This window comes from Arthrobacter sp. H35-D1, assembly GCF_030063185.1.
Taxonomy (GTDB): domain Bacteria; phylum Actinomycetota; class Actinomycetes; order Actinomycetales; family Micrococcaceae; genus Specibacter.
In genome coordinates, this window is sequence record NZ_JASISP010000017.1 from 48,647 (window position 1) to 66,184 (window position 17,538).

Here is a 17,538-nt window from a genome sequence, read left to right on the forward strand (position 1 = left end):
CCAAGCGGTGGAGATGGTGTTGGTGGTGGGTTGTCTGTGTCGGTGGGGGGGTGGCTCAGGGGGGGGGGGGGGGGGTGTGCCCGAGGCCGCGATACCCCCCCCAATTCCGCGGAGGTGTGCAATTCAGTCCGACCGTGCGCGGCCCGGAGGCCCTCCTGGAAGCACCGGGGGGGCTCCCGGCCTTCACGCGGGGGAACGCCGCGGTTCTTTGCCGTTCCCATACCGTTCCCATGCCGTTGCCTGCCGTTGCCTGCACCGAGAACTTCACCCGTAACATTGATCCCGGCCATTGAATGTAGCGGACATCACACACTACGATGTTATGGATAACAGAAATGTGCAGTGGTCTGCTGAATCCAAGCTGTCAAATAGTCCTTGGGCCAAGCTGGCACTGCCCTAGCAAGGTGGTTCGATGACTGGAAGTGAAATTCCTTCGGGCAGCAAGTCCCGGAAGAAACTCAAGGCAGGATATTTACGGGGGTCTCTGGCCACGCTGACAACGCTGGCCATCATGTCCTCAACAGCTGTGGGAATCGCCGCGACAGCGATGGCTGCACCGGTTGACGCAGGAACCTTGGCTCTGACCAACGGCAATGGCCTGACCGTCGCCGTGGGAGAGGCCTTTCCGCAGGTGGTTTCCTACACCCTCGATGGGGAAGTCATCGGTGGGCAAAGCAAAGTCCTGACAACCTTCATGATCAACGGTGAGGCAAAGGCAGCCACCACCACGGTCACGGTCAGCGGTGCCACGGCAACCTACCAGTCCACCATCGCCAGCCCGGCGATTGTCATTACCTCCACCATCACGGTCACAAGTGCCAACACGGTGGAATTCAAGGTCACGAAGATCAGCGGTGCCGGTGAATCTTCGGTCAACACCCTCTCCATCCCGGACCACTCGCTGCTGTCAGTCAGCTCGGCCGAGGCCGGTGCCGTGCTGTCCCGCACAAAGAACAACGACAACAAAGTCGCCCCGCAGGACCAGTACCTGCCGGTCACCACGGCCACTGCCGTGGATGCGGAAGCCGTGGGCACGCCCTACGGCTTCGTCAACAACCAGAACCTGGCTGCTGGCATCATCACCAATGCCACGGAAGACTCAGGCAACAACGAGTGGAACAACCGTTTGTTCTCGCAAGTCGAGAATGGAACCGCGGGTGCAAAGGTGGCATCGCTGTCCCCGGGCACCTTCACCTACCACCCGAAAGGGGCCAGCGACCCGCGCGTATCAACTTTTGACCTGCCCCAGGCAACTGTGGTGCTGGCGGGCGATGTGAACGGCTCGGGCACAGTGGACTGGCAGGATGCTGCCATTGCCTACCGCAACAATGCCGAGAAGCCGCTAGGCTCGGATAAAATTCCGGACCGTGTGGTTGCCCGCATTCCCTTCAACTTCGGCAGCGCCGCCACCAACCCTTTCCTGAAGACGCTGGACAACGTCAAGCGTTTCTCGATGGCCACGGACAACCTGGGCCAGTGGATTTTGGAAAAGGGCTACCAAAGTGAAGGGCACGACTCGGCCCACCCCGACTACGGCAATGACATCAACACCCGTGCCGGAGGTGTAGACGATTTCAATACCCTCGTTAACTCTGGTGCAGACTACAACACCGAGTTTGGGGTCCACGTCAATGCCACCGAAGCCTACGCCCAAGCCCACTACTTCAGCGAAGAACTGATCGGCACCCGCCAGGGCGCATGGGACTGGCTCAACAGCGCGTACAAGATCGACATGCGCAACGACCTGGGCAAGGGCCACGTGCTGGACCGTTTCCAGGAACTGAAGGACACCGTCCCCGGCCTGAAGAGCCTCTACATTGATGCTTATCTGGAAAGCGGTGCGATGGCAGATGGACTTGCCAACAACCTGCAGAAAATGGGCTTCGAAATCACCACGGAGTACGCTCACCGCTTTGAAAACAATGCCATCTGGTCGCACTGGGCCAATGACAAGAACTATGGCGACAACAAGGGCATCAGCTCCAAAATGATCCGCTTCATTGCCAACTCCGACCGGGACCTGTGGAACATTGACCCCCTGCTGGGCGGCCAAGTGGTCAAGGACTACGAAGGCTGGTCGGGTCAGAAGGACTTCAACGCCACCTACTCCAAGGTGTGGAGCGACAACCTTCCCACCAAGTTCCTCCAGCACTACGAGCTGATGGACTGGCAGCCTGGCACTTCAGCGAAGCTGCAAGACGCAGACGGCCACAAGGTCGCCATTGACATGGTTGGCGGCGTCCGCCAAGTCACCCTCGACGGCAAGCTGGTCATTGACGGTAACAAGTACCTGATCCCGTGGCAGGATGTTTCCAACCCGGATGTGGTCTCCAACCCCAACGAGGCCACCAAGCTTTACTTCTACAATGCTGCCGGCGGAACCGCCACGTTCGACCTCCCGGCCAGCTTTGCCGGCACCAGCAACCTTGAACTGTTCAAACTCACCGACAACGGCCGCGTCAAGGTTACCGACGTTGCGGCAGCCGCCGGTAAGGTCACTCTCACCGGAGATGCATCGACACCGTACGTACTCGTCCCCGCTGGTGGCAAGGCGCCGCAGCCTGCCGCCAACTATGGCCAAGGTACATCACTGATCGACCCGGGTTTCAACACCGGAAACCTGACTGCGTGGAACGCCACCGGCGGTGCCACAGCCGAGCGCACAGCCCTTGGTGACTATGTAGCGGTACTGGGGGACTCGGCGTCGTCCATTTCCCAGAGCATCATGGGACTGACCCCCGGTCAGAAATATACCGTGAGCGCAGACGTCGAAATTGCTCCGGGCCAGCACCGCGCCACTGAGCTCAAGGCCACCGGCTCCGGGCTCGAAGCCGCCAACGCCTTCGACGTGACACCCGCGCAGAACCGCATGGCCTCGGATTCCAAGAGCGAAACGTACGCCCAACGTGCCCCGCTGACGTTCACGGCACCTGCCGACGGACAAGCGAAAATTGAGATTTCAGCAGCCCCGGGTACGGCAAAAGTCAACATCGACAACGTTCGAGTCATGATCAATGCGCCACTGAATTCGCTCATGACCAACCCGCAACCGGTTGTTCCCACCACCCTGCCGAAGATTGGCGGGGATGTGGTCTTCGCCGAGGGCTTTGAAGGCAACCAGCCAGGCTGGGGCCCGTTCTTCAAGGGCAACAACGGCGGGTTGTCCGATCCGCAGACAAGCATCAGCCAGCTTCATGCACCCTTCACACAGAAGGAGTGGAAGGGTGACGGACAGGTGGATGACGTCATCACCGAAAATGGTGGCACACACTCGCTGAAGGCGCACAACGAACGTGCCGGCCTGATCTACCGCACCGCACCTGTGACGTTGCCGTTTACTTTCGGCCACGAATACGAGATCACGTTCGACTACCAGTCAAACGGTGCCAACCAGTGGCAGTGGGTGACAGGGGTTGACTCGATGACCGGAACCACTGTGGAAACGAAGGAGACCAACAACGAGACGCTGGCGCCGGCACTGTCGACGACGAGCTTCTCCAGCAAGATGGTGGCCGGCTGCGGATCATCATGGGTTGGTCTGCGCCGCATCGGCAGCGGATCCACAGACATGGTGCTGGACAACATGGTGGTCAGGGACCTCGGTCCCGCCGCAAACCAGCCGGGCTGTGCGAAGCTTGATGTTGCGCCCGTACCGGCGCTGACGCCGGAGGTGCCGGCTGAAATTGTGACAACTTTCGTCAACAGCGAGGAAACGGCTGCCAGCAACGTTGAGCTGAGCCTGGGCACACCCCCGGAAGGGTGGACGTTCCTGGTGAAGGAAAAGAACGGTAACCTCTTTGATATTGTGGAGCCCGGCGCCAGCGTTTCAACCACCTGGGTGGTGGTTTCGGCAGCCGGTTCAGGTGGCAGCACCACCAAGCTGACGCCCACCGCCGTGTACTTCAACGACAATGTCACCAAAACTGTCTCCAACCAGGTGAACCTGCCGGTGCAGATTAGCGGCATGGTTCCGTTGGACAAATTGAAGGTCACCACCGATTCCCAGCAATCCACCACGGGCGACGCAGGCCCCGTTGGCAACGTCCTGGACGGGGATGTGTCCACCATCTGGCACTCCAAGTGGGACACCGTCAACAGCCCGTACCCGCACTGGGTCGTCTTTGACCTGGCCGAAGCGTATGACCTGACCGCCTTTGGTTACCAGGGCCGCCAAACGGGCGGGGACAATGGCCGCATCAAGGACTACAAGGTCTACGTGTCCGACGACGGCGAAACCTGGGGCGAGGCAGTTGCCACGGGAAGCGTGAATGCAGGTCTGGACATGCAGACTCTTCCCATCCCGGCAGGCCACAACGCCCGCTACGTGAAGTTTGAGGCCCTCAACGCACACAACGGGCTCGGCTTCGCTGCCGCTGCAGAAATGCGCGTGTACGGCACCAACGGCAGCGAACCTGTCGTCACTCCGCCGGTGGGCTTTGAACCCGGCGAGCGCGAACCCGACGCGACGGAAGCCTCCCCTTTGGTGCTTTCCATTGATACCGATGCAGACGCACTGAAGGCTGGTGACAAGTTCACCGTCACAGTGACCGATCTGTTGCCCGAAAGCCAAGTGGACTTCACCCTTGCCCCGGGTGGCCAGGCGCTTGGATCGGCCACCGCTGATGCAAGCGGCGTGGCAAAGCTGGCGACGGCTGTGCCTGCGGATGCCGTGCCGGGAGCGTACTCCGTTCAGGCCAGCGGAACCAATGCTGCTGGTCAGGAAGCTTCAGGGGCACTGGCCATCAGCGTAGTGGCGTCGACGACGGATCCGACAACACCCCCGGCGACGGATCCGACAACACCCCCGGCAACCACGCCGCCGACGACGGATCCGACGGTTCCTTCGACGACTGACCGGACGACGCCGCCGGCAACCACGACGTCGGCAACGGATCCGACGGTTCCTTCGACGACTGACCCGACGACGCCGCCGGCAACCACGACGCCGGCAACGGATCCGACGGTTCCTTCGACGACTGACCCGGCCGGGACCGACAAGCCGACGGTGAAGCCGACGCAGACCTCGGGGGCACCTGCAACTGACAGCGACGACCTAGCACATACAGGCGCGTCTGTAAGCGGATATGCAGCCGTTGGCGCACTGCTGCTGTTGCTTGGTTCAGCGGCCCTGGGCCTTCGACTGCGCCGGACAGGACGTGGTCGCAGGGCCTAGCAGCCAGCACTAAACACAGGAAGGGCCTTGTGCCACCCGAAGTTCGGGTGGCACAAGGCCCTTCCTGTGTTTATCTGGAAGGCTTTGTCTGGAGATTTTGTCTGGAAAGCACCGGACGGGAATTACTTGGCGGACTCCACCGGCGCGAAAAAGCACTCCAGCGGATGGGGGTCGTTGGCGCTCATGGCAGCAACTTCCTTCCCGTCAATTTCAACGCTGCACGAGATGCTGGCCTTGCTGTTGTCGGTGTACTGGGCATAGACAAAGATCTTGTTAAGGGACTGCCCTTGCGGCAATGTGAATTCTTGCGTGTAGGGCAGCTTTTGCCACTTTGTTTTTTCACCTATTTCGTTGCCGTCGCCGGTCGTCACGTTGGCCGTGACCAAAGCAGTGTCTTGGTCACCGCTCACTTGCATCTTGATGACGCTGCCAGAGGGCGGTGCAGCACCCGTGGTGTTGATACCGTCGAGGATCGAGCCCGATCCCCCAGGGGAACACGCGGCCAAAGCAAGGCCCAACGCGGCCAACGATGCGCCAACGAACAGCGGTTTCCAAGTGCGGCCGAAGCGTTTTTCCCCAGTAGTCATTTTTTGATTATGGCAAGGAAGAAACAGTACATCAAGGGTGGGTATTCCGGAGCGGACCGGAACTCGGACTTGGGGGAACAGAAGGGTGTGGGTCCACCCGCAGTTTTCCGGTGGACCCACACCCTTTGGATACTGCTATGTGGCCTGTATCTTAGGCGTGCGTTGAATTTCGTTTGCGGCGGCTGACTACCGTGACCGCACCCGCCAGGAGCAGAAACAATCCGCCGAGCAGGAACGGTGTGGTTGCGGCACCTGTGTTGGCCAAGTCGTCGCTGTCAGCTGCAGACGCTGCCGAGGTCTGCGTCGGGTTCACCGTCGGATTGTCAGTTCCGGCTGCATCCGTCGTTGACGGAGACGTCGGGTCCGTGGTGGGGTCCGTTGTCGGGTTGGCTGTCGGGTCCGTCGTCGGGTTGGATGTCGGGTCCGTCGTCGGGTTGGTTGTCGGGTCCGTGGTGGGCTCGGTCGTCGGGTCTGTGGTCGGCGTGGGCTGAACTGCAACAGTGACAGCCAGGGCAAGCGTCGCGGTAGCGTCGCCCGCTGAAGCTGAGATCGTGTAATCGCCGGCGGCGGTGGCCGCCGGAATGGTGATGGTCTTGCTTGCAGCACCTTCGGTGTCCGTGGTGACGGTGCCCAAGGAGATTCCGCCCGGAGCCAGTGACAGCTCAACTTCTGTGTCGGCAGGGAAACCCTTGAGGTCCAGAGCCATGTCCTTGCCTGCCTCGACGGTGTCCACCGTGGACGTGATGGCGGGCTTGGCTGTTTCGGTGCCGGGCAGAACGCCGCCAATGTTCACTTCGGCGCCGCCAGCAAATTCGTTGCCTTCGATGGAGTTCAGACCTACCAGCTTCACGTATCGGCCAACTTTTCCACCCTCAATGGTGACCACCTGGGGTCGTGAAACATCCAGGAAGGTGCCCGAGGAAACCTTGGTGCCGAAGTCGGTGGGGCTGTCGGAGGCAAAGATCTCGTAATCCTTGATCTTGCCGTTGGGGTTGGACTGGCGCTGGGTGTACTCAAAGCCCGTCACCGTGTAACTCTCGCCCAAGTCAAAGACGACCGAGTGCGGGAAAGCATCCGCACCGTTCCTCCACTTGGTGTGCCAGAAAGTTTCCTTCTTGCCATCAAGGAGAGCTGTTGCAGGACGGTTCGTGGATTCTTCATCAGTCAGTTCCTCGGAGGTGACTGATTCGATGGAGATCTCGCTCTGCGTGATCTTGTTGGGCAAGGGAACCACGTTCGACTCCACGTCCAAAGTGGTGCTGGCCGTGCGCTCACCCTGGGTCGCAGTGAGTGCGTTCTCGCCAGAGTAGGTGCTCGGGTACACCGGCATCTGCTGGGTCACCTTGCCTTCGGCATTGGGAAGGACGGTGCCAACCCTGTTGCCGCCCAGGGTGAGGGTCACATATTCGCCTGGCACGAAGCCGGCCAAGGTGGTCAAGGCGCGGTATCCGGCGCGGACAGTGGACGTGGTCGTTTCAATCGAGGGGGTTTCGCTTGAATCCCACTCGTAAGGCAGCTCCGGATCGGCGGTGCCGGCTGCAACAACCACGGTGAACTGTGCCGTTGTGCCGTTTGATGCCGTCAAGGTGCCCGTGTAGGTCCCCGCTGTGTCATAGCTGTGCGTGCCCTGCAGCTGGTAAAGACCGCCAGCCGACATATGGTTGCGGGCAATTTTGGTCTCAAAGGCTGCAGACGTGGCGTCTGTCCCGTCACCCCAGTCGACGCTTACGCCCAGATCGCCCACGATGCTTGAGGCGCTCACGCCGTCGGCATCGTCAACAGCATCAACGGCAATGGTTGAACCGTCGGCAGATGCCTTGGTGCCAGGGGCTGCCAGCTGGCCAACGTCAAGCTTCAGGCTCTTGCCGGGGGAGACTGCCACCGGCAGGCCTGCCATGGCGGGGGTCCACTTGGCTTGGTTGCCGTCATAGAAGTTTGTATCGGCCGCCAGCAGGCGCGAACCCATGGATGCCATGCGGACCTTGAAGTCAGCAACATTTCGCTGTACCTGGGGGGTCCAGCCAATTTCGGCGAAGGAAATCACGCGCGGGAAGACCATGAATTCAGTTTGCTTGCCTCCACGGATGGTCTCGGACCACTGCGGGGCTTCAACACCCAGGATGTCTGAATCGTCAAGGTTGGCGGCACCATCCTTGACGACTGCTGCCGGATTCCAGTTGTAGTACTGGGGGAAATCGCCCATGCCGGCCCATGTCAGGCCAATCGGGGTTTTGGAGTTGTACTTCATATCCAGGTAGGCCGTGGAGCCATTGGAAACCATGAGCTTGGCGCCCTTGTCCTTGATGGCAGCCAACGTGTCGGCGGTGCCACCGGTCCAGTACTGAATGCCGTCCCCGGCTTGCAGGCCGCCAATGGCGACCTCGTTCCAGCCAATGGGCTTCTTGCCCAAATCGTGGATGAGTTGCACCGCCTTGGTGATGAACTCGACGTAGTTGTCGTGGCCCGTTACATGGGACTCGTCGCCACCAATGTGGATGTAGTCACTGGTGGTTGTCATATCGGCGATCTGGCCAAAGACGTGCTCAAGGAACGTCCAGGTCTGCGGGGCAGCAACATCCAAGGTGGACACGCCCACATTGCCGGTTCCATCTTCGGGAACTACGCCCCATTCGTCAACGCTGGGCTTCGTGCCGGCGGTGTTGAGTTGCGGGATGGCGTGCAAAATGGCCGAAGTGTGGCCAGGGACGTCAATCTCGGGAATGATCTCGATGTGCCGCTCGGCGGCATAGGCCACCAGGTCCTTGTATTCGTCTTGAGTGTAGAAACCGGTATGACCCAGGAGGTCCTTGTAGGTGCGGCCGAACTGGGTCATGCCGCCCTTGCCGGAGATCTCGGTCAGCTGATTGTAGTCGATATCATCGCCAGCAGCTTTGCCGTCATTGGTGATCTCGATGCGCCAGCCCTGATCGTCGGCGAGGTGCATATGCAGCGTGGAGATCTTGTAGGAGGCCAGCGAATCAATGATGGCCTTGACTTCGTCGGGATTCTTGAATTCCCGGGCAACGTCAAGCATCATTCCACGCTTGTCGAAGCGGGGGGCATCGGAAATTTCCACGGCTGGAGCGGACCAGTTGGCGTTGACCTTGGTTTTGGACTCAATGAACGCCGGGAAGAGTTGGCGCAGCGTCTGGACTCCATTGAAGATGCCGTCGTCCGTGGCGGCCGTGACTTTGGCGCCTGTAAGCGCATCAACGCTGAGCGTGTACGCCTCTGCTTGCAGCTGGGCGCCCAAGTTGGGAATATCGCCCGGTGTTTGAAGGAGCACGATGTCATCGTCGTCGCCCGTGCTGCCATCCACTACCGGCAGGGCCAGTCCTGTGGAGGTGCGGAGGAGCTCAGCCAGGAAATTGGCACTCTTCTCAGTCACGGGATTGTTGGCAACGATGCGCGACTCTGCCCCGAGTTTGAAGGGTGCTTCATCCGGGGTTTCCAAGTTGACCGGCAGCGGGATCAGGCTGAGGGGCTCTGACACAGGTGCTGGCGTGGTGGCTTCCTCACCGTCCCACACCTCGAACTCCCACATGGAGATGCCGTATTTGGTGCCCCCGATCGGGGTGCGTTCAATTCCTTGCATGCGAACGTACTGGTACTCGTTCCCGGCAACGTCGGCATTGAGTTTCTGTACGTCGCGGGTGTCGCAGGTCGGGGCAATCTCGCCCGTGGCGTCCACAAAGGTTGTGCCGTCGTTTGAGACCTGCAGCTTGTACTTCGCCACACAGGCTTTTTCCCACACGATGGCCACATGGTCAATGACTGTCGGTGCAGCCAGCTTGACGGTGATGTTGGCGTCGTCGGCCGTGTTTGAGGACCAGCGGGACTGCTGCGCGTTGGGCTTGGTGCCGTCCGTGTCGCCGTCAATAACCAGGGCTGGACCCCATTGATTGGCAACTTCTTGGCCGGAAGCGGTGACAGCTGCCCCGGCCGAAGCCAGCGCAATGTTTTTGGCGGGAGCCGCCGGGACGCCCCAAACTTCCATTTCAAAGAGGGAGATGCCCCACTTCACGTCGTTGATAGGCGTGCGGGCGACGCCCTGCATGCGCACGAACTGGTACTTTGTGCCAACCAAGGAAGACTTGATGGTCTGGGTATCGGGTGTCTCCGGATCGCAGTCGGCACGCGAAATGACGTCCGTGGCATCCACAAAAGTCACGCCGTCGTTTGAGACCTGCAGCTTGTACTGGGCTGCGCATGCCTTTTCCCACTTGATGACGATCTTGTCAATCGCCGCAGGCTTGGCCAGCTTGACTGTCAGCTGCGCATCGTCGGCATGGTCCGAGGACCAGCGCGTGGTGCCACTGCCGTCGATGGCAAGGTCTGCACCATTGCTCGTGGCGGACTCGTCACCGGAGGCGGTGACGGTTGCCCCGGCCGAGGCTAGGGCTAGATTGGTTGAAGCGGGGTCGCCGGGGGCGGCCACCGCTGGAGGGGCTGCCATGGTCAGGAGCATCGCCGGTGTCACCACCGCCATCGCAAGTGTTTTTTTCCACATGGAACGCAAGTTTCTTGTCCTTTGCTGAACGGAGAGATACAGATCACACAAGGTACATGTTATCCATATCAACGGCAGATCAGTAGGCGGAACCAGTATTTGACGTGGACGGCTGGGGTCTTGGGGTTTATGGCTGGGTGGGGAGTTTCCTCAAAGAGGGGGGCGCATGGGTGAAAATGTGTCATCATGTGTGTTGAAGCACATGCAGTGACTCCAGCCATTTGCGCGGAGGGCACGAAAAAGCGCGCCGCCCTGCATGAAAAACAAGGACGACGCGCCGGCTGAAGAGTCAGCCCAAAACAAGTGAATGCTTGTAAAAGGTTCTTACAACGTTACGTTGGCGGCGTCGAATTCAAGGCGTGGGAGGCGTGCGCGATCAACAACGTCGCTGGGACGGCCCAAGTTCACCACCATGAAGGATGTGCTGGGGGAGTCGGCGTTGAACTCATTGTCAACACCAGCAGCGTCAAAGCCCGTCATGGGACCGGCAGCCAATCCTGCAGCCCGGGCAGCCATGATGAAATAGCCGGCCTGAAGATGGGCGTTGTTCACTGCCATGAGCTTGCGAACATCGGGATTCGACTCAAACGAAGGCACCATTTTGGACATGTGCGGCGCGGTGGTGGGAAGCAGTTCATGCCATTCCGTGGTGTAGCTCAACACCGCAACCATGGGAGCTGTGAGGGTTTTGGCCCTGTTGCCGTCATTCATGTGCACGGCAAGGCGCTCACGGGCTTCCGGCGAGCGTACCCAGGCAATGCGCAGCGGCTGGATGTTCATGGCCGTGGGGCCCATCCGGGTCAGCGCGTAGACGGCCTGCAAAGTTTCATCGGCAATCTCCCCGGTAGCCCAGTTGTTGGCCGTGCGGGCCTCAAGGAACAAGGCAGCAGCTGCTTCCTTGTCAAGGACGAGTTCATTGTGCAGGTCTGGTTCGGTGACAACGTCAAGACTCATGTGCTCAGCTTTCTCTATTTCCGGGGAAGGTGCTCCTGTTGTACAGCGCCGGGCACGCGTGAATTGTTTCCGCACGGGCCGTGAAATGGCACACATTGGCACTGGTGTGTCATGATGCGGACAGTGGCCAACGCAAAGGAGCGGCAGTCTTATGACGACATGGACCATTCGTGATTTTCATGCACACGACGTTGAAGGCATTCTCCAGCTGTGGCAGGCGCTGCGCGAAGAAGACGTGGAACCTGTCTACGACTTGTCCGAAGTGCTGGCCAGCTGTGAGAAGGACCATGCCGTGGTGGCCCTCCACGGTGAGGAAATCGTGGGTGCCGCCGTGGGACGTGCTGCACACGACCAGGGATGGATAGTTTTTCTGGCCACTTTGCCCGCTTTCCGCGGCAAGGGAATTGGCACTTTGCTGCTCGCCGCCGTGGAAAAGCGCATGGCTGCCCACGGGCTGAACAAGCTCTCGGCACTGATGCCCGACACCGCCACGAGGTTTGAGGCGTTTAGCAGCCGGGGTTTCGTCGTGAAGAAGAACCTGCGCTATTTTGAGCGAAAGATCCCCGTTCAGCGTGCCGAACTAGGAGCAATGGATGAGTTGGGCGGGAGGTTGCTGCCGCGGGACCTGTGGGACAGGGTTGCCGGGATGAGCGCTGAAAAGGAATTGCTGGAGCGGCGCCTTGTCCTTCCGCTGGCCAAGTCGGAACTGGCTGAGGAATTTGGCGTCGTCCCGCCGCGCGCCGTCGTTCTGTTTGGCCCGCCCGGCACTGGCAAGACCACCTTTGCCAAGGCCATTGCCTCCCGGTTGGAGTGGCCGTTCGTGGAGGTCTTCCCGTCACGGCTGGCTGGGGATCCCGGTGGCCTCGCCGGGGCGCTGCGCCAAACCTTCCTGGACATCGCCGAGCTGGAGCACGCAGTGGTGTTCATCGACGAAGTGGAGGAGATCGCCTCGCAGCGTTCGGGAGAGCCTCCTTCTCCCATGCAAGGCGTGACCAACGAGCTGCTGAAGATCATCCCGGCCTTCCGCGACCAGCCCGGCCGGATTCTGGTCTGCGCCACGAACTTCATTCGCTCGCTGGATTCGGCCTTTCTTCGCCACGGTCGCTTCGACTATGTGATCCCGATCGGGCTGCCGGATGCGCAAGCCCGCGCCGCCATGTGGCAGCGCTTCATACCTGCCGCCGTGGCCGGACAGATCGACGTTCACACCCTGGTGGAGGCCAGCGCAGGTTTCTCACCGGCCGATATTGAGTTTGCCGCCCGCAGCGCTTCCCAGCGTGCCTTGGAGAAGGCCGTGTACGACGACGATTCAGTCACCAAACGCAGTGGTCCGGAAACGGCCGACTACCTGGAAACTGTCGCCGAGACGAAGGCCACTGTCAGCGATGCCGTGGCGGCGGATTTTCTGGAGGACATCGCGGCCCTGGCAAGAACGTAGGCGTGTCCCCGAGGGGGCTTAGAGCCAGGTCTTCTTTTTGAAGATGAGGTACATGACAAGGCCCACCAGGAACATCAGCGTCAACGCGAAAGGGTATCCGAACGCCCAGTGGAGTTCAGGCATGTTGTCAAAGTTCATGCCGTAGATGGAACCCACAAAGGACGGGGCGAAGAGGATGGCTGCCCAGGACGAAATCTTTTTTACTTGTTCATTTTCGGCAGCTGCGGCCTCGTTTTGCCTGTTGGTGGTCAGGGTGCCGTCAACTGTCAGGGCGTTTTGCAGCAGCTGGCGAAAGGAGTCTGCCTTGGCCGTGACGGTTCCAATGTGGTCCTCCACATCACGCAGACGGCGCTCCAACTCGACATTGAAACGGAATTTTTCAAAGCCTGCCTTGAGCTGTTGCAGTATTTCCTGCAGGGGATGGATGGCGCGCTGGAACTGGATGACCTCGCGGGAGAGCTGGTAGATGCGCAGTGAGACGTTGGGTTCCCCGGCGAAGAGTTGGTCCTCGATCTCATCAATGTCATTTTCCAGGCCGCTTATCACCGGCTGGTAGTCGTCAACCACCTGATCCATGATGGCGTACAGCACCGCTTCCGGTCCCAGGGCCAGCAGTTCCGGGTCGGCTTCCAGCCGCGTCCTGGTTGAGGCCAGGCCGGGGGTCTCGGCGTGGCGGATGGTGACCACAAAGTCGGAGCCGGTGAAAACATGCAGCTCGCCAAATTCCACCGTCTCACTCTCATCGTCGTAGCGGGCCGGGCGCAGCACGGTGAAAAGGACGTCGTCGTAACGTTCCATCTTGGGCCGTTGGTGGGCCTTGATGGCGTCCTCCACGGCCAGCTCGTGGAGCGAAAACTCGGCTGCGAGTGAGCGCATCTCGTGGGCGTCTGGCCTGAACAAGCCTATCCAGGCCATGCCTTGGCAGGAATCCATCACCTCATAGGTTTGCTCGAGGTTCTCTGGATTGGCGAATCGTTTGCCGTCAACATAAATGGCATTGTCAATGATGGTCACCTGCCCATTATGGGCGAGGTGGGCAGCATACGTGGTGCACCGTTAGCTGATTGGTCCCGTATTACCCGGAATGTGTTTGAAGACGAGAGTGGTTTCGGTGTGTCCCACCACGGGGTCGGTAGTCAGGTTGTCCAACACCCAGTCGCGCAGCGCATCGGTGTCGCGGACGGCAATGTGCAGCAGGTAGTCCACCGAGCCGGAGGTGTGGAAGGTGGAAAGCACCTCGGGCAGCAGCGGCACTCGGGCCGTGAAGGTGTCGATCTGGTCCCTGTCATGGGCGCGCAGCCGCACTGCAATGAGGGCCTGCACGGCACGGCCGATCGAGGTGAGATTCAGCTTTGCCTCAAAGCCCTCAATCGCCCCGCGTTCCATGAGGGCGCGTGTGCGCATCAGTGCAGTTGAGGGGGCGATCCCCACCGCGTCGGCGAGATCCCGGTTGGTGATGCGGGCATCAGCCAGCAGGATGTCGATGATCTGCCGGTCGACGGCGTCCAGCGGCTCAGCCGACAGGCTTCCCTGTCCTTGTTCGCGCCGAACGTTCTTCGCCGGTGTTGCCATGGGATCCTCCAAGATTCCGGAATTTTACGAAAATACCGCCGGGCGGGGCATTCGTTCGTTCGCCATTCTAGCAAATTACCGAATAATTGACCCGCGTTGTGCTTAGAGCTCGCGGAGGAAGCTCTCCACGACGTCGGCGGCCGGGACCGCTTGGGCGGACTTCCAGCCGGAGCCGGCCCACAAGTTGAGGGCACGCGGGTCTGCGGCGGCGGCAGCAGCAGCCCGCAGCGGTGCCGTGAGGAAGTGCACTTCCGGATACGCCTCCGGTGCGGCGTCCGCAAAGTCGTTGACAAAGTCGTTCACCAGGGCGCGGGCGAGCTTGCCCGTGAAAGCCCGTGTCAGGGCCGTGCGGGTGTAGGCGGGATCGGCCAGCGCGTCTTTGTGCAGCGCCCTCGCCCCGCTCTCATGGGTGCGGATCAAGGCGGTGCCGATGGCCACCGCCTGTGCTCCGGCTGCAAGAACCGCCTTGGCGTCGGCTGCTCCTGAAACTCCTCCGGCGGCCACCAGTGGCAATGCCACGGCTGCGCCCACTGCTGCGATCAACTGCGGCAGAGTGCCGTCCCCTGCCCGGCCGCTGGAATAGCCTGCGGCCGAGGCAGGCAAAAAGGCCGCAGTGTGGCCTCCGGCGTTGGCGTGCTGGACCACCAAGCCGTCAACACCTGTCCCGGCAGCAGCCAGCGCTTCGGCCACGTTCGTGACGGAGGCGAGGACTCGGGTGCCCGCCTTGTGCAGCTGTTCCACCACTCGGACCGGTGCCAGGCCAAAGGTAAAACTGACCACGGGCACCGGCTCGGCCAGCAGCAAGGCGATTTTTTCGTCCCAAAAATCCTGCGCTCGGGGATCCTCGGGGGCAGGCAGCGTGCTGGGAAGCTCGGCCCCGTAGCGGGATGCCGTTGCCAGCAGCAGTGAGCGGTAGGCCTCCAGCGCACCGGTCTGACGCGCAGACTTCAAGCCTGTTGCGGGGCGCGGGACAAACAGATTAACGCCAAAGTCGGGGCCTGCGGCACGCAACGGCGCAATGTGGGCGCGCAGCTGTTCGGCCGTTTTGTATCCCCCGGCTGCGAAAGCAAAGGCTCCGGCGCCTTGGACTGCCACGGCAAGGTCCGCCGTCGTGGTTCCACCGGCCATGGGTGCGGCTATCAAGGGTGTGCTGAACATGACATTAGTCTAGAGGCGTGGACAAAGACACCCTGAATCTCTCGACCTGCCCGACCCGCTTCGTTGGCCTGGACATTGGCGGCTCCAAAACCCGTGGAATCGTTTGGACGGACGGTGCGGTCAGCTCCGACCACAGCGTCGGCAGCACCAATGTCCAAAACGTGAGTGTGGAAACAGCCCGTGAAAACATGGCCGATTTGTTTGCACACCTCGATGTTGCCGAAGCCACCCACCTCCTTGCCGGGGCAGGTGGTGTTGACACGGACGACGACGCAGCGGCACTTCGCAGCCTCATCGCACCTTTTGTCCCTGTCGCCCACGTGAGCGTGGTGCACGACACCCGCCTGCTGCTGGCCGCATCGGGGGCGACCGAAGGGGTTGCCGTCATAGCAGGGACAGGCTCGGCGGCCTGGGGCATCAATGCCGCCGGGGAACAGGCCCGCGCCGGCGGTTGGGGCTACCTGCTCGGCGATGAGGGAAGCGGCTACTGGCTTGGCAGGGAAGCCGTGCGCCACAGCTTGCGACGGATGGATTCGGGCGAGCCCGCCGACGAACTCACGGCACCCCTGTTGGAGTATTGCGGTCTTTCCGAAGCCGACGAACTCATCCGGCATTTCCACCAAGGCACCACGCGGCGCTACTGGGCTGCTGCGTCTCCGGTGATCTTTACGGCTGCAGAGCGAGGTCATGTGGAGGCCCGTGCCATGGTGGCGCAGGCCGCAGCGGACCTGGCGGCCATGGCAGGCAAGGTCGCCCACCAGCTGGGTATTCCGGGGCCAGTGGTGCTCGGCAGCGGCATGGGCAGCAATGTCCCCGCTTTGCAGGAGGCATTCAAGGAGCAGCTGACCGCCCAAGGACTGCACAACGTGCAGATACTGCAGCAGGACCCCATTTTTGGCATCCCGCTGCTTGTCGCCAGCGAGCAGCCAACTTCCTGACGTACTTTCCCGGACTTATTTTGCCGACCTACTTTCCAGGGGGCGGGGGAGCCGTGCTGCCGCGGATCACGAGGGTTGGCGCCACGAGGTCCGGCGCGGTTGCCTCCTCCGGGTGCGCGATCTGGGACACCAGCCGTTGCACGGCGCGGCGGCCGGTGTCTTCAAAGGACTGCCGAATGGTGGTCAGCGGTGGATTTGAGTACGCTGCCAAGTCGATGTCGTCGATGCCCACCACGGAGACATCCTGCGGGACGCGGCGGCCCAGTTCGTTCAGGGCGCGGAGAACGCCAAAGGCCATTTCATCGCTTGCCACCAAAATAGCAGTGGCCTCCGGCATGCGGCCCAGGATGAGCCCGTTGCGGTAGCCGGATTCCGGGCTCCAGTCGCCGTGGAGTTCCGGAGGCACTTCGCATCCGGCCTCCTGCAAGGTCCGGCGCCAGCTGTTGAGGCGGCTGGCCGCATCCGACCAGTCGGCGGGACCTGCCACGTGCCATACGGTTTTGTGCCCGAGCTCCAGCAGATGGCGGGTGGCAACCACTGCTGCAACGTCCTGGTCAACGCCCACCAACCTGTCGCCCATGCTGGAAGAACCGTCGGTGTTGACAGTGGGGATCCTTGCCGTGATGCGGCGCACCTTTTCGGCGGCTTCTTGGAGCGGGGCGGCAATGATGATGCCGTCCACGCCTTGGTTCACGAGCCGGCTGACGGCATCGGTCAAGGCGTCTGCGCTCAGGCTTGAGGTCACCGAGTTCACGGTGTACCCGGTCTCGCGGGCGCCGAGTTCGATGCCAAGGGCAAGCGAGGATCGTGAGTAGTTGTTGGTGGCCAAAGTCAATACGCCAAGGGTCCTGGACCGCCCGGTGACCAGGGCGCGCGCGGTGTTGTTGCGTCGGTAGCCAAGCTCCTCAACGACAGCCAGCACGCGCCGTCGCGTACTGTCCTGCACATTGGGGTGCTCATTGAGCACCCGCGAAACTGTCTGCGCCGAGACGCCGGCTGCTGCAGCCACATCGCGCATCGCAGGACCACGGGTGAACTGCTGGGTGCTCATTGCTCTCCTTGGAATATGGGGTAGTCTTGCCGGTTTAGGCACCGCTTCTGTGGGGCGAATCCAGGTGCAAGACAGTTTGTTTACTTGTAACATACCGCGAGTTCTCTATATTGCGTGGATCAGTGTTCATTTAACCACCGTGGCTGGCCTAGAATTG

At 61.1% G+C, this 17,538-nt stretch carries 10 protein-coding genes; 3 read left to right on the top strand and 7 right to left on the bottom strand.

Annotated features, from left to right (window positions below; translation table 11 throughout):
- Positions 1 to 412: 412 nt before the first annotated feature.
- Positions 413 to 5,173 (top strand): endo-alpha-N-acetylgalactosaminidase family protein, encoded by a 4,761-nt coding sequence (locus tag QMG25_RS14925; RefSeq protein ID WP_283461591.1) that lies wholly within the window; start codon positions 413 to 415, stop codon positions 5,171 to 5,173.
- 122 nt (positions 5,174 to 5,295) lie between these two features.
- Here the strand turns inward: QMG25_RS14925 and QMG25_RS14930 are convergent, their stop codons facing one another.
- From QMG25_RS14930 to QMG25_RS14940, 3 genes are all read right to left on the bottom strand, one after another.
- The gene (locus QMG25_RS14930) at positions 5,296 to 5,760 is read right to left on the bottom strand and encodes a hypothetical protein (RefSeq protein WP_283461593.1); all 465 of its coding nucleotides are present in this window, start codon (positions 5,758 to 5,760) and stop codon (positions 5,296 to 5,298) included.
- Between the two features lie 151 nt (positions 5,761 to 5,911).
- Complete coding sequence (locus QMG25_RS14935; protein ID WP_283461595.1) at positions 5,912 to 10,270, bottom strand: family 20 glycosylhydrolase; 4,359 nt, start codon at positions 10,268 to 10,270, stop codon at positions 5,912 to 5,914.
- Between the two features lie 324 nt (positions 10,271 to 10,594).
- Positions 10,595 to 11,224 (bottom strand): malonic semialdehyde reductase, encoded by a 630-nt coding sequence (locus QMG25_RS14940; RefSeq protein WP_283461597.1) that lies wholly within the window; start codon positions 11,222 to 11,224, stop codon positions 10,595 to 10,597.
- 151 nt (positions 11,225 to 11,375) lie between these two features.
- On the opposite strand from QMG25_RS14940, the gene QMG25_RS14945 reads away from it, so the two are divergent.
- Positions 11,376 to 12,662, top strand: coding sequence for an ATP-binding protein (locus tag QMG25_RS14945; protein WP_283461599.1), 1,287 nt, complete (start codon positions 11,376 to 11,378; stop codon positions 12,660 to 12,662).
- 18 nt (positions 12,663 to 12,680) lie between these two features.
- Here QMG25_RS14945 and corA read toward each other — a convergent pair whose 3' ends face one another.
- The 3 genes from corA to QMG25_RS14960 all read right to left on the bottom strand — a co-directional run bounded on the left by corA (position 12,681) and on the right by QMG25_RS14960 (position 15,392).
- Positions 12,681 to 13,676 carry a magnesium/cobalt transporter CorA gene (gene corA / locus QMG25_RS14950; RefSeq protein WP_283461600.1) on the bottom strand — a complete coding sequence of 332 codons (996 nt, stop codon included), beginning with the start codon at positions 13,674 to 13,676 and terminating at the stop codon, positions 12,681 to 12,683.
- A 42-nt stretch (positions 13,677 to 13,718) separates the two neighbouring features.
- Positions 13,719 to 14,234, bottom strand: coding sequence for an Lrp/AsnC family transcriptional regulator (locus QMG25_RS14955; RefSeq protein WP_283461602.1), 516 nt, complete (start codon positions 14,232 to 14,234; stop codon positions 13,719 to 13,721).
- 102 nt (positions 14,235 to 14,336) lie between these two features.
- Positions 14,337 to 15,392 carry a nitronate monooxygenase gene (locus QMG25_RS14960; RefSeq protein ID WP_283461604.1) on the bottom strand — a complete coding sequence of 352 codons (1,056 nt, stop codon included), beginning with the start codon at positions 15,390 to 15,392 and terminating at the stop codon, positions 14,337 to 14,339.
- 17 nt (positions 15,393 to 15,409) lie between these two features.
- On the opposite strand from QMG25_RS14960, the gene QMG25_RS14965 reads away from it, so the two are divergent.
- Positions 15,410 to 16,330, top strand: coding sequence for an N-acetylglucosamine kinase (locus tag QMG25_RS14965; protein ID WP_283461607.1), 921 nt, complete (start codon positions 15,410 to 15,412; stop codon positions 16,328 to 16,330).
- 28 nt (positions 16,331 to 16,358) lie between these two features.
- Here QMG25_RS14965 and QMG25_RS14970 read toward each other — a convergent pair whose 3' ends face one another.
- Positions 16,359 to 17,381: a LacI family DNA-binding transcriptional regulator gene (locus QMG25_RS14970; RefSeq protein WP_283461609.1), complete on the bottom strand. Its 1,023-nt coding sequence runs from the start codon at positions 17,379 to 17,381 to the stop codon at positions 16,359 to 16,361.
- Positions 17,382 to 17,538: the final 157 nt, after the last annotated feature.